The following is a 13,756-nucleotide window of genomic DNA, read 5'->3' as shown; positions in this document are numbered from 1 at the left end:
AACCCGCAAGCCGCCGCCCACATGTCCCTTCATCTAAACCAACAATGTCAAAGAGCGCAAAATACCGACGCCCAACCTAACCCCCTTGCGAGGGAAGCCTAACGCTGGTCTTTTGCTGACCGTCAGAAGCATCCCGTGTGGGGTGCCGCTGTGTGGAGGCGGGCAAATAGGGCGGCTGCACCGAGTCGGCAAGCCCTTTTTTGCGCCCCCTCCACTTTTTTCGCTTCTGGGACGCTGGCCGGAAGGATCCTGTGCGCGGCGCGTGCGTTCAACTCGCCCCAACCGTCGCCACAGCTTGCGGCGCATCGCGCAATTGCAGCGAGATGCGCCCGTCCGCGCCCGCGGCGGCGGGGATCTCGGTGCCGACGAAGCCGTCGGGCACGTCGTGCCCCGGCTCGAAGGTCGCGCTCGCCCCGATTTTCGCGATGAGGAACAGCCGCTCGCCGGTGATCCGGCACGCCTTCCCCGAGCAGGCGACCGAGCGGATCTCGGGCAACCGCACGACCGTCCCGAGCGGAACCCAGGCCGAGGCGGTGCCGTCACGCACCGTGCGGAACCGCACCGCCCCGAATGCCGCGGGGCCGAGCGCGTCCGCCGGTACGAAGGAGACGATGCCGGTCTTCTCGTCCTGCAGATCATAGCCCTTCCCCGCCGTGATCGTCGTGCTCGCGCGGCCATCGGCGGTGGCGATCTCGATCGTCTCCCGGCCGGACAGTGTCGCCGCGCCATCGAGGTGGAAGGCGAAGGCGACGCGGGCGTCCTGCGCGAACACATCGGGTGTGGCGAGCGTGATCGGCCGGCCGCCCTCGCGCGCCGCCGGCTGCGCCGTCACCCGAACCAGTGTCGCCGCCGGGCGCGGCGGCGCGATCGTGACCGACACGGTCCTGTGCCGCCCGTTCGCGAAGACCACGTCGGCGGTCTCGGCCTTCCCCGCGACCAGCGTCGGCGCGGCGGCCGGGTCGGCGAGCCGCAGCGTCAGCCGGTCCTGCTTGCCGACCCGCGTCAGCGTGCCCGGCTGCAATGCCAGCTTGCCGAGCGTCGCACCGAGCACCTGATCGAGCCGCGTGCCCGTCAGCAAGGCTTCGCTGTCGCCCGCATACACGGTGAGATCGTCGAGGCTGCCCGTCTCCTGGAAGACGCGCAGCGTCACCACCGCCGGCTCCGCGGCCCCCTTGCTGTGGATGAGAATGGACATCGCCCCGGCGTCGATCTTCTCCAGCGGCAGCGTCGCCACGATGCCGTTCGGCCCGGATTGCTTCCACGTCACCGGCTGCGCCGCGCCGTCCCCGCGCCGCATCTCGACTTCGGTGACGCACCCCGCCCCGCCCCCGGTCAGATCGAGCTGATTGGTACGCCCCGCCACCAGCGCGCCGCGATCGGGCGCCTTCCATGCGGTCTCGCCGGGGCTGGAGAGCACGAAGCTCGGGCCGTCGAACGCCGCGAACCCCCATTCGCCATGCACCTGGCCCGAGGTGGACGCGCCGAGCGCGCCGGCCGGCACCGCGCCGTCCGCGACGAACCCGCCCGCGCTCGCATCGGCGCGCAGCGGGATGTCCACCGGCGTCCCGTCCGCGCGCTTCAGCCGCAATTTCATGTCGTGCGCGTAATCGGTCGCGTAGATCAGCGGCGCCCCCTCGACCGGCAGGACGAAACCCGACGCGGCGCACAACGCCGCCGGATCGGAACGCCGCAGCGGCGGCGGCTTGGGCGCTTCGATCGCCGGCAACGCCAGCACGATCACCGATGCCGGCTTGGCGAAGGACACCGGCGTGTTGAGCAGCACCGTCACCGCGCCATCATCCATCCGCGCCAGCGCGGGGATGAACTGCAACTGGGTCGATTGGAACGCACCGACCAGCCGGAACAGATCGCGGACCACGCCGATGTACGAGCTGTACGATCCATAGCCCGCCTGCGGCGTCGCGCTGAGTTGGAAGGCGAGGTCGGTCGGCGTCCCCGCCAGCGTGTCGGCAAGCGCCGAACTGTGCGTGTCGGCCAGCAGCAGCGTCTCGCGATCGACGGTGAGGCACGCCGCCTGAAGCTCGGCGGGTTGTTCGAGGCATTCGGATTTGAGCCGGATCGCGAGGCTGCGCGCGAGCACCGGCGAGATCGCCGCGACCGTCTGCGGGGCCGCGCGCTCGGTCTTGAGCATCGTGTGCAGGAACGTGTCGAGCCGCGCGCGGTCGAGCGAGGCCTGGTTGAGTTCCTGCACCGCGCGCACGAAGGCGCCCGGCTGCTTGCGCACCGCGCTGCTGATCGCACCCGCGCTGCCGCCGCGCTCGGGCACGATGAACAGCGCCATCTGCTGCGCGCCCTTGGGGACGGTCAGCGAAAGCTCCGCGTCCTTGGGTTTCCAGCTCAACGCCTCGTGGAACCATTTGCTATCGGGGCGCTCCACCGTCCCGCGCAGGAACGCCGCCACCAGCCGGTAATGTTCGGTCTGGCTCGGGAGCAGGTCGAGCTTGATCGACACCTGATCGCCTTCGGAAAGGTTCGGCACGCGTTGCAGCGGAAGCTGCGTGCCGTCATGCGTCACCATGATGTGAAGACGCGGGCCGATCAGATCGAACGAAGAGGTCGCCGCGCGCGCCGGTGGAGCCGAAGCCAGCGCGAACAGCCCGGCGAGACATAGCAAGGGAAAAGGACGCAACACGATCTCCGCACCTGTCAATCGCTCGCGGTCATGCCGCCGGCCTGTGTCCGCAATGCGGCGGGCAGCCGTGCGATACGCGAACAAGAACCATCGCCGCCGCCACGGGTTGCGTGCCCTCAGCAGCGCCGCTCGCGCTTGTTCCAGTTGGGGATCACGCGCACGCGGCGTTTGCCCCAATAGCTCAGATCCATGAAGACGCCGACACGCGCGCCTTTCTTCGAATAGATCATCTGGTCGCCGTGGTCGCCGGCGGCGGTATTGCAACTCTGCCAGCCGCGCTTTTCCAGCACGTCGGTGATCGCATAGACCGCATATTGATCCGTGTCGTGCCACACAGTCACCAGCCCGAAGCCGCCGCCGCCATCGCCGCCGGCGAGATCGACCGCGGCTTCGTACGGCCCGGTGCCCTCGAACATGACCTTGTGCTTGCGGCATCGCATGCTCACCGCGTCGCTTTGCACGCAATCAATGAAGCCGGCACGCTTCGCGTCGGCGAGGCTGCCGGCCACGGGCAAGCCGCCGAACATCAACCGGCCCGGCGGGGGGCGTTGCGGGCCGCCGCAGCCTGCCAGCAGGAGCAGCGCGGGCCACCAGGCGATGCGTGCCATCGAACACTCCCCTCGCAGGCGGATCAAGCCGCCGCGAGCGCCGCCAGCGCCCCCAGCGCGGTCGAGAAATAGTCGCCGCCCCGCGCGGCGCGCGGCTTCCGGCCCAGCGTGATATCGGCCACCGCCATTCCCCCGTCCGACAGCGCATAGGGCGCCTGCGCGCCGCTGGTGACGTCGACCCACGCCGGTATCATGACGTGCCGGGCGAGGCAGTCGCTCCAGAAATCCCGGAACGGCGCCAGCGCGCCGCGCCGCTCCCCCCAGGCGAGGTAGAGCGGAACGCGCACCGCGTCGAAGCCGAATTGCGGCGCCCGACCGCGCGCCGGGCGCACGCCGGCCGTATCGATCTCGATCCAGTCGGTGATGAGCTTGTGCGCGCCGAACCGCGCTTCGGCGAGGATCTGTTCGCCATCGCTCACCACCGCGCCCCATGCCGCGGTGCCGTCGGCGGCGAGGAACGCATCGAGCGCGGGCCAGATGTAATAGGACGGATTGAGCGTCAGCAATCCCGGCGTCTCAAACCCCTGTATCCCCGGCAGCAGCACCGTCCGCGTGCCGATCCGGCGGATCAGATGCTTGCGGATCGCGCCCCGGATCGCGGCGGACTGCCGCGCATATTCATCCACCCGCCAGCGCACGGAGGCACGCAGCAGCGCCCAGGCGATCAGGATATCGCCGTCGCTCGCGTCGTTCGGGTCGGCGACCGGGTTGGCCGCGGCGGGATCGAACCGCCAGGAGAACAACCGGGCATCGGTGCGGGAGAGGAAGTGGCTCGTCCACGTCCACAGCCGGTCGAACCCGGCCCGGTCGCCCGCCGCCTCCGCCAGCAGCATGCCATAGCCCTGCCCCTCGCTATGGCTGATGCCGCCGTTGCCGGTGTCGATGATCCGTCCCTCGGGCGAGAGGAACCGCGCCGAGAAGGCCGCCCACGGCCCGCCGATCTTGGGCGGCGGGCTCGCGACCGCGCATCCGCCGGGCAACATCCCCGCCAGCATCAATCCGCCGATGAAGCTACGACGATCCTGCGACATCGTCATGCCCCGTGCCGGAATTCGAAGGTGAAGCCGTCGCTCGACACGATGGTCGTGTGCAGCTTGGGGCCGCTGCCCAGCGAGCGCAGCCAGGCGTCATAGGCGCCTTGCAGAATGCGCGGCAACGCCCCCCGCCACGCCCCGTCCTGCTCGAGCCCATCCACCGGCAGCAGGCGATGGCGGATGTGGATGCCGTCCTTCGTCACCGACAGTCGCACCGTCCCCAGCCCGAGGTGCTGGAACAGGTCGTTCAACTCGGCCTCGACCGCTTCCAGACTGCCCGAGGACTGCAACGGATAGCGCGCCGCCAGTTGAAAGCCGACCGAGTGGAGGAACGCCAGTTCCTCGTCGGGCTGCGCGGTCTCGCGCACCTCGGTCAACAGCAATTCGAGCAGAAGGCTGGTCACGTTGGCGGGCGCGCGGGCGGTCGTAGGGTCGATCATGCGTTCATTTCCCGGAGCCGCTCAGCGATTGGCGAATGCTCAACAACGTCTGAAACTCGTTGTAGACGCCGAAGCTGTTATATTTCACCTCGCCGCCGATCTCGGTCGCGCCGCCGACCCGATACGAACCCGAGGCGGAGCCCGCGAAGGCGAAGCCGCTCTTGCTCAGGCTGTCGTAACTGGAGCGCACGTCGGTGTTCCTGCCCTTCAGCGTATCGAGTTGCGCCTGCGCGGCGGGCAGCGTCGGATATACCGGCACCGCATCCTGCTGATAGCTCTGGAAGCCCGGCGAGAAATCCGCGCCCGCCTTCCAATTGCCCTTCTCGGTACGATAATGCAGCGGGAACGCCACCGCAACGAAGCTCTGCGGGCTGAAATAGCCGCCGTGCCCGTATGAGAAGTAGTTCTGGTTGTTATCGAACGTCTGGTAATTGAGGTTCGCGCCCCCGGTCACGCTGGTCCCGCCTTCGCGGTAGATGTTGATATAGCCGCCGATATTGCCCTCGAACGCACGGTTGGCGCGCACGTTCACGCCGTCGTAGCGATGGTAGGCGCCGTCCGCGTAGATGCCGCTGCCGTTGGTGTCGAAGGAGAGCGATCCGCCGCCGCCGCTGCGCATCACCGATCCCCAGGGCAGCCCACTCACCGGATCGATCGTGCCGGCATAGGAGAGTAGGCTGTCGGTCACCGCGCGGCGCTCGCCGTGGATGCCGACGGTGACATGATCGCCGAGCTTGGGGGTGAAGCTCGCGCCGCCCTCCACATTGGTCTTGCGGAAGCCCATCGGCGTCGCGCCGACATCGGCCTTGAGCGCGCCCACCGTGATCGCGACCGAGGCGGCGACGCCGGCATCGTGCTGGGTGTCGGCCGGCGTCAACTGCGACACCGCCTGGTTGACGATTCCCGTCGCCTCGGCGGTGGGATTGGTGCCGAACCGCGCGAGGCCGGAGCGCGACATGCTGCCCGCGTCGAGCACGACCGGCGAGACCGAGGCGCTGATCTTGGCGTTGCCGATATGCGTGCTCGCGGTCACCGTCGCGCCGATCTGGTTCAGCTTGCTCAGCCCCGCCTCGCCCGAACGGTTGCGGTAGCTGGTGCTGGCCTCGATCGTCGATCCGGCCTCGCCGGCGAGCGCGGCGATCTCCCGGTCGATCCGCGCCAGCGTCGGGTCGGCGGCGCCACCCGCCCGCGCGGCCGGCAATTGCCCGAACGGATTGGCCGGGCCGAACCCGCCGCCTACCGGCGGAAGCGGCGCGCCGACCGGCGTGAAGCGTCCGCCCCCGCCGCCGCTCGGTCGCGCGGGCAGCGCGAACGGATTGAGTGGCGCCGCCGCCGCCCCGCCGGCGAACGGGTTGCCGCTCGCGTTGGCGAAGGGGTTGCCGCCTTCGAAGGGGGCGCCGTTCGCCAGCCCGGCGTCGCCGCCCGCCAGCGCCCGCGCCTGCTTGAGATATTTGAGCGCCGCGCCCTTGTGCCCGCGCGCCTGCTCGACCCGCGCCGCCGCCAGATAGACATCGGCGTTGCGCGGCGCGATCGTCAGCGCGCGCTCGATCGCCTGTCCGGCGTTATCATAGTCGCGCGCCGCCGCCGCCGCCTCGGCATAACCCGAAAGCGCGCCGACATCGTCCGCCTTCTGCGCGATCAGCATCGCATAGACCTGCTGCGCCTGCCCCGGCATGCCGCCGCCCTGATACAACCGCGCGAGCGCGCCGAGGATGTCGCGGTCCTGCGGCGCGTTCGCATAGGCGCTGCGCAACACGTCGAACGCCGCCGCGTTCTGCCCGGCCAGCCGCATCCGGTCGGCCTGATTGGCCGCCAGCACCGCGTTGAGCCGCGCGATCGCGCCACTGTCCGCCGAGCCGCCGAACCGGGCGATCAAGGTGCTCGCCTCGATGTCCTGCCCGCTCCGCGCCAGCACCCCCACCACTGATTGATAGTCGCCCGGCTCCGCCAGCGGCATCGCCGCCGCGCGCTGCGCCAGCGCCTGCGCGCCCGCCTCGTCGCCCATCGACATCAGCAGATCGGCGACCGCGCCCAGCGTCCGCACCGAGACCTGCGGCCCGGCGGCGAGCGCGCGCGCACCGGCCAGCGCGCCGCCGATATTCCCCTGCGCCTGCATCGCCTTGATGCGGTCGATCGCCTCGCCCGTCTTCATCGTGATCGCGAACTGACGCATCTCCGGCGTCATCTGCTCGGCCGGAATCTGCGCCATGCGCGCCGCCGCGGTCATCGGCGAACCGACATGATCGTAGAACAAGGCGCCCGCGTACAGCGCCTCGGGCGTGTTCATCGCCGCGAGCGGCGCGATGACCGCCGCGGCATCGCCCTGATGGCCCTGATCGGCGAGGAAGATCGCATATTGATAGCGGACCCACGGATCGGACGGATCGGCCGCGACCCCGGTCTGGAACGCCTTCACCGCGCCCGCCAGATCGCCCGTCGCGGCAAGCTGCTGCGCCTGCGCGCGCGCCGCCTGCGCCCGCAGCGCGCCGCTGCTCGCCGCCCCCGCCGCGCCCGCCTGCGCATAGACCGTCGCCGCCTCGCTGGTCCGCCCCTGGCGCGAGAGGATCTCGCCGAGCAGCAGGTTGGCGTTGTCGCGGTCCTTGAAGTCCGAGGTGGCGAGCCGCCGCGCGATCTGCTCGGCCTGGTCGAGCCGCCCGGCGTTCAGCGCGGTGCGCGCGTCGTCCATGTCGCCATAGAATTGCGCCGCCGCCAGCGCGGTCGCCCATTTGCCGGCGTTGCCGCCCGCCGACGCACGCGTAAGCAGATCGCGCGCTTCGGCGAATTTCTTGGCGCGCAGACGCACCAACCCCAGCCCGCCGAGCGCGTCGCGATCCCCCGGCTGCGCCTTGAGCGCCGCCTGGAACCGCGCCGCCGCCACATCGAGCTTGCCGCTGTTCAGCGCGGCGAAACCGGCCGCGCGCGCGTCGCCGACGCTGTCGCTCGGCTTCGCCCGCGCCGGCGCGCGCGCGGCCGGCGCGGGTGCCGTCGGCGCGGCGGCCGGCTTCGCGACGGGCTTGGGCGGCGCTTTCGGTGCGGTCGGCCGCGCGAGCGCCGCGCGCGCCTCGGCGTTGTTGGGGTCGATCGCCAGCACGCGGTTCAGCGCCGCGCGGGCGAGGTCGGCCCGCCCCTTGGCGTTCCAGTAGCGCGCCTGGCTGAGCAGGGTATCGATCGCGGACGGTGCGGCCTGGGCGGGCACCGCCGCGCCCGTGGCCATCGCCACGCACATCGCGATCTTCAGGACGGTACGCGAAGCCATCACGGTCACTCCTTCACGCCGGCGAGCCGGCGGCGCTTCTGCGCCTTCAGGAACAGGTAGAGCGGCAGCGACAGCAGCAGCGCCGCCAGCACGCCGGAGAACGCCAGCAGCATCGGGTGCTGGCTCAGCCAGAAGCCGCTGCGCAGCCACCAGGGCAGGGAGCCGCTCCAATATACCCCGCCGACACGGAAGCTCGTGATCCGGTCGCCGCTGAACAGCGCGAGATCGCCCTGCATCTGCGCGTTGATGTCGCGATCGGCGAGCCCGTTGATGAGGTCGGGCAACGCGTCGGGCTGGGTCGCGAGCACCGCCACCACGCTATGGTCGGGATCGAACGGCGAATGGAAGCTGGTGACGCCCTGGAAGCCGGCGGTCGCGAGCAGCGACTGGTCGACGTTCGACGGCATCGCCTCGGCATAGGGGCTGAAATAGTCCCACGCGCGGCTGATCGCCGAGCGTTGCGCCACTTCGATGCGGCCGCCGCTCCAATGCACCGGCGCGCCTTCGAACAGGTTGCCGACGTTGAGCCGCGCCGGGCTGCCGACGACGAGAATGTCGTAGCCGGTCAGATCGTTGCCGTCGATGCTGCGCACCACCGTCAGCCGCGTCGGCGCGACGCCGGTGGCATCGCCGAACCGGCCCATCAGCGCGAGGAAGGTCTCGACCTCGCTCGCCGTCGGGCTGGCCGGCATGACGACCACGGTCTCGCCAAGGTCGGGCGTGCGCGTGAACGGGAAGCCCGCGCCCGCGAACAGCGCGAGGTTCGGCATCAGCGCGGCGTGCTGCACGCCGGTCAGGTCGATCGTGCTGGTCGGGTCGATGCCAACCAGCACATTGGTCGGCAACGTGCCCGAGCAGCGCTTCTTGTCGGCGACCTGAAGGTCGTAATAGAGCGAGATCTGGTTCTGCCCGAACAGCGCATAGCCCGGCAGGATCGCATTGCCGGTGTCGTGGCGCGAGGTCGTGCCGCCCGCGCCCCACATCCGGCCCCACCAATTCGCCTCGGCGAGCCGGAAGGTCTTGAGATACTGGCCGTTGAGCGACAGATCGAGCCGCGAGCGCTGGCGGTCGAGCCACGGCGCCACCGGATAGGTATAGCCGATGTTGAGCCGGGCGCCGGTGCGCGGCCAGTAGAACAGATCGGGTGCGAGCCGGAAATCGGCGGTGAGCGGCCCCGGCGGCAGCCCCTGCCCTTGCAGGCTGTGCGGCCGCACGATCTCGCCGAGCTGCACCGCACGGTCGGTCCTCAGCCAGCGCGGCGCGCCGTACCGGTCGGTCACGGGCACGCGCGCACCGCTCACCGATGCCGAGGCGCCGCTCAGCGCGCCGCCGCTGGTCGCGGCGACATTGGCGGCGAGCCTCAGCTCACGGTCGTCGCGGCCCATCACCAGCAGCAGCGATCCGAATAGGTCGCGCGGGTTGGCGACGATGGCGAGCGTCGGCCCGTCGATCTGCGGCATGGCGATACCCGGAACGCTCCGGTTGGGCGTGAGGAACACCACGGCGTTGCCCACCGGCAGCACGCCCGCGACCGGCTTGAACTGGAAATTGCGATAGCTCGCCTCGGCCCCCAGCCAACCGGCGATGGCGGCGGCGGACTGAAGCTCGGCGTTGCTCGGCGAGCCGGCGAAGACGAAGGGCAGCTTGAGCGCCTGCGTCTGCGAACGGTCGAACAGCGGCGCGGGCAGCGCCGACAGGTCGCGCTGCATGGGCAGCTTCTGCACGGTCAGGTCGAGCGCCGATCGCGTGTTGCTGATGTTCGCCCATAGCGTGCTGTTGAGCGGGTCTTCGCAATCGCGCGCATAATGGCCGACGAGGCGAAGGTTGATCTGATTGTCCCCGGCGGTGAAAAGCGCCGGCTCGACCGGGATCGTCACCGCGACGCCGTTCGCCGTGTCGGACGACAGCGGGATGCTGCGCACCACCTCGCCGTTCACCAGCACGACGAGCTGGCTGAGATCGCCCAGCAGCGCCGGGGAATACGCGAAGTTGAGCGTCAGTTGCGCGGCCGAGACCACCTCGTCATGGCGCAGGCCGAACGGAATGCCGACTTCGCCCTGGGTGCCCTGCAACCGGATACGGCTCTGGACGCGCAAATCCTTCAGCGTGAAGTGCAGCGCATGGCTGCCCGGCGCCTCGACCGCCGCCGCCGTGACCGCGGCGGCTTGCGCTTGCGCGGGCATGCTCGCGGCGTTGGCGACGCCGCCCAGGATGCCGAGCGCCAGCGCGATCAGGAACATCGTGACCATCACCGAGCTGATCGCGCCGATGAGCTGGCGCGGATTGCGCACCGATCCGCCACCGGCGACCAGCGTGGAGGCGGAAATTTTGGCGATATCCCTCATCGATTGGAAGCTCGTTTCGGTTTTGTGATGGGTGGTGTGTTGCCAGGCGTCGGCGCGTCCCATCAGCGCTTCCGACAGACGGCGTTCCTCGTCGATCGCCAGCTTGGGGAAGCGCACGCGGGCGATGCCCGACGCGACCTTGATCGTCTCGACCGGCACCGTGAAGGCACGCTCGCCGATCCGAAAGCCGACATCGGTCACGGCCCGCCCGGTCACGTCGAAACGCTCCGGCGCGCGGATCGCCAGGCCGCTCATCGACACGTTCATGGTGGTCGCATCGACCACATAGCCATCGTCGAAATAGAGCGAGATCGGCAGCGCCGCCTCGAAGCGGACCGCGTCGCGCGTCTGCCGCGTCTCGCGCCCGACCGAGATCGCCGAGACGAGGATCAGCAGGTTGAACATCGTCCACGCCGTATTGAGCAACAGCGTGCTCAGTTGCACGTTGAAGGTCAGCGGGAACAGCAGCTTCACGAAGCCGATCGCGATGCCGAGGATCAGCAGCCCCGCGCAGATCAAGTGCGGGCGCAGCGTCTGGTAATCGAAGAAACCCTTCTCCAGCGTCGCGCCCTTGTCGGTGACGTTGAACTTGCCCTTGTGCGGGTTGAACAGCGTCAGCACCGTCGGCTTGGCGAGGTGGAAGGCAAGCAGCGTCTCGTAGATTTCACCCCAGAACGGCCGCCGCTCGGAGCCTTGCAGGCGCTCGCTCGACGTCGTCGAGGTGAACAGGTGCGGCACCGCATAGGCGAAGATCATCGCCGCCGAAGCATGGATCACGTTCTGCCCGGCGATCAGATAGGCGAGCGGCGAGGTCAGGAAGATGATGCGCGGCAGCGGAAACTGGAAGTGCAGCATCGCGTTCAGGTAGCAAAGCCGCTGTGGCAGGGTCAGCCCGGGCCCGAGCATCGGGTTGTCGATGCGGAAGATCTGCGTCATGCCGCGCGCCCAGCGGATGCGCTGGCCGATGTGCAGCACCAGCCGCTCGGTGGCGAGGCCCGCCGACAGGCGCGCGTTGATATAGGCGGTGTTCCAGCCCATCCGTTGCAGCTTGAGCGCGGTGTGCGCGTCCTCGGTCACGGTCTCGCCCGCGAAGCCGTTGGTCTGTTCGAGCGCCTTGCGGCGGATGATCGCGCACGAACCGCAGAAGAAGGTCGCGTTCCACAGGTCGTTGCCGCTCTGCACCGCGCCGTAGAACAATTCGCCCTCGCCCGGCATGTCGCCCACCGCGGTCACGTTGCGCTGGACCGGATCGGGTGAGTAGAAATGGTGCGGCGTCTGGAGGACGGCGAGCTTCGGGTCTTCCTGGAACCAGCCGACCGTCACCTGAAGGAACGCGCGCGTCGGCACGTGATCGCAGTCGAACACGCAGATCAGGTCGCCGTCGGTGCGCTTCATCGCGGCGTTCAAATTGCCCGCCTTGGCGTGCAGATTGTCCGATCGGGTCAGATATCCGCAGCCCGCCTCGCGCGCGAAGTCGCGAAATTCGGGGCGCCGCCCGTCATCGAGGATGAACACGCGGAACCGGTCGGGCGGATAATCCATCGCCATCGCCGCGAACACCGTGGTGCGAACGATGCTCAGGCTCTCGTTATAGGTCGGGATGTAGACATCGACGCTCGGGAACCGGCGCGGCTCGCCTTTCAGCGGCACCAGCGGACGGTCGAGCGGGAAGCCGGTCTGGACCAGCCCGAGGATCAGGATGAGCCAGGCGTAGAGTTCGGCGACATACAGCGGGATGCCGAGCGCGAACTCGACGGGCGTGCCGAACTCCAGCGTCGCGGTGGTTCGCCACCAGATGTAACGTGTCGAAACCAGCGCCGAGAGCAGGCAGATCGCCAGCGTCATGCGCCGCCCCTTCAGGCGGTTGATGACGAGCACCGCCGCGATCATCGCGAGCGCGAACATCCATTGCTCGCGCAGGTCGAGCGGCACCACGACGGCGCAGATCACGATCGGCGCGGCGACGATCGCGATCAGCCACAAGACGGCGCGCGGCATCGCGGGCGGAGTGGCGTCCTCCTGCGCGCCCGCGACGGTGGCGGTGGCGGTGGCGGTGGCGACGGCGGTCATGCGATGCCGCGCTCGGGCTGGGCGGTATCCGCGCGTTCGGGCACGAGCCGTCCGGCGATCGCGCGGAAGTCGGCGAGCGCGGCGCTCGCCGGCGCGAAGCTCGCCAGCGTCTCCAGCATCGCCAGCGCCTCGCCGACCGCCTCGTCGCGCCGGATCGTGCCGAGCAGCCGATCGCCGAGCAGACCGCGCAGCATCGTCGCGATGTCGCGGCCGAGCCGCAGTCGATCATCGACGCGGTTTAGCAGGAAGAACGTCCGGTCGTCGCGCGTCGCCTGCACGTCGCGATACACCAGCGGCAGCGCCGCGAGCGCCGCCGGGTCCGGCGTCAGCACGCACAGCCGCAGCGCCGCGAGCGGCAGCAACAGGTCGAGCGCGTGGCGGTCGCCCGATCCGATATCGACGATCACGACCCCGTCGCCATCCTCGTCCTCGTGCGACTGGATTGCCGCCACGATCTCGGCCGCCGTGCGGTCCGCGCCGGGCGCCATCACGCGGACCCCGGCGACGATCATCGCCGCGTCGCCCTCGGCCTGGCGGCTGCGGTCGATCACGCCGGAGCTGTCGCCCAGGCACAGCGCGAGCGCGCCCTGCCCGGTCAGGTCCACCGCCGTCACGAACACGCCGCGCTCGGCGAGCACCAGCGCGAGGTTGGCGGCGACCGCCGATGTGCCGACGCCGCCCTTGGGGGAATGGAAAAGCACGATCATAGCCGCTCTACTCCGAAAGGCGGCGAAGCAGGCCGCGAATGTCGTCCGACGGTGCTTCCGGCTCGGGCGCGGCCGGCGCCTGCGCCTCGCCATAGCGGCGGAACAGCTTGCCCGGCCCGCCAACGCGGCGATCGGCGCCGGACCAGCCCTCGCCCGACGGCGCGGCCCGCTCCGCGGGGTAGGAACGCCGCTGCGCACCCGGCAGCCGCGCGAGCGCGGGATGCGCGTGGATCAGCCGAAAGATCGGCCAATAGCCTGGCGTCTCGACCTTGTCCGCGAAAACGCGATACTCGAGATCTGGCTGCCCTAGCTGCTCAAGCAATCTGCTCACGTCATCCGTCATGTCATGCCCCGCTGGAAGATTTCCGGCGCATCACAGAAATCATATTTTGGTTAACAAAGTATGCACATAGCCACAACAATCAGAATTTTAATAGAAAATTAGTTCCGAAGCCGGTGCGGCAGCGCGCCCGCGGCGCTCGAAAAAAGTTGATGACACCGGTGCCAAAATATGAAATCAAGGTCCAACAACAGGAAAAACGACGCGCCGACGCGATCGTTCGGATGAGGATGCACCAGGATTCGAATCGCGCGGCGACGCTCGCGCGCCGCGGTTCCGCGCCTCCGCCGATGGTCACCGCGC

General features: G+C 69.4%; 8 protein-coding genes. All 8 read right to left on the bottom strand.

Going from position 1 to position 13,756, the window contains the following annotated elements; translation table 11 throughout:
- Positions 1-268: 268 nt before the first annotated feature.
- The gene (locus tag PX554_RS15835; protein ID WP_420833454.1) at positions 269-2,653 is read right to left on the bottom strand and encodes a hypothetical protein; all 2,385 of its coding nucleotides are present in this window, start codon (positions 2,651-2,653) and stop codon (positions 269-271) included.
- Positions 2,654-2,769: 116 nt separating this feature from the next.
- A complete protein-coding gene (locus tag PX554_RS15830) occupies positions 2,770-3,261 on the bottom strand; it encodes a hypothetical protein (RefSeq protein ID WP_275503296.1) in 492 nt (163 codons plus the stop codon).
- 23 nt (positions 3,262-3,284) lie between these two features.
- Positions 3,285-4,298 carry a family 8 glycosyl hydrolase gene (locus tag PX554_RS15825; protein ID WP_275503295.1) on the bottom strand — a complete coding sequence of 338 codons (1,014 nt, stop codon included), beginning with the start codon at positions 4,296-4,298 and terminating at the stop codon, positions 3,285-3,287.
- Complete coding sequence (gene bcsD, locus PX554_RS15820; protein WP_093223802.1) at positions 4,295-4,735, bottom strand: cellulose biosynthesis protein BcsD; 441 nt, start codon at positions 4,733-4,735, stop codon at positions 4,295-4,297. Before bcsD ends, PX554_RS15825 begins: the two co-directional genes overlap by 4 nt.
- 4 nt (positions 4,736-4,739) lie before the next feature.
- Positions 4,740-7,991 carry a cellulose biosynthesis protein BcsC gene (locus PX554_RS15815; protein WP_275503293.1) on the bottom strand — a complete coding sequence of 1,084 codons (3,252 nt, stop codon included), beginning with the start codon at positions 7,989-7,991 and terminating at the stop codon, positions 4,740-4,742.
- 5 nt (positions 7,992-7,996) lie between these two features.
- Entirely contained in the window at positions 7,997-12,334 is a 4,338-nt protein-coding gene (bcsA, locus tag PX554_RS15810) for a UDP-forming cellulose synthase catalytic subunit (protein ID WP_275503324.1), read from the bottom strand.
- Between the two features lie 68 nt (positions 12,335-12,402).
- The gene (locus tag PX554_RS15805) at positions 12,403-13,113 is read right to left on the bottom strand and encodes a cellulose synthase operon protein YhjQ/BcsQ (protein WP_275503291.1); all 711 of its coding nucleotides are present in this window, start codon (positions 13,111-13,113) and stop codon (positions 12,403-12,405) included.
- Between the two features lie 7 nt (positions 13,114-13,120).
- Positions 13,121-13,444, bottom strand: coding sequence for a hypothetical protein (locus PX554_RS15800; protein ID WP_143023351.1), 324 nt, complete (start codon positions 13,442-13,444; stop codon positions 13,121-13,123).
- Positions 13,445-13,756 lie beyond the last annotated feature (312 nt).

This window comes from Sphingomonas pollutisoli (genome assembly GCF_029167165.1).
GTDB classification, from domain to species: Bacteria; Pseudomonadota; Alphaproteobacteria; order Sphingomonadales; family Sphingomonadaceae; genus Sphingomonas; species Sphingomonas pollutisoli.
This window is presented reverse-complemented; position numbering and strand designations above follow the sequence as displayed.

Coding starts and splice junctions, on each gene's coding strand:
- PX554_RS15830 (WP_275503296.1), bottom strand. CDS start 3,261: ATGGCACGCATCGCCTGGTGGCCCGCGCTGCTCCTGCTGGCAGGCTGC.
- PX554_RS15825 (WP_275503295.1), bottom strand. CDS start 4,298: ATGACGATGTCGCAGGATCGTCGTAGCTTCATCGGCGGATTGATGCTG.
- bcsD (WP_093223802.1), bottom strand. CDS start 4,735: ATGATCGACCCTACGACCGCCCGCGCGCCCGCCAACGTGACCAGCCTT.
- PX554_RS15815 (WP_275503293.1), bottom strand. CDS start 7,991: ATGGCTTCGCGTACCGTCCTGAAGATCGCGATGTGCGTGGCGATGGCC.
- bcsA (WP_275503324.1), bottom strand. CDS start 12,334: ATGCCGCGCGCCGTCTTGTGGCTGATCGCGATCGTCGCCGCGCCGATC.
- PX554_RS15805 (WP_275503291.1), bottom strand. CDS start 13,113: ATGATCGTGCTTTTCCATTCCCCCAAGGGCGGCGTCGGCACATCGGCG.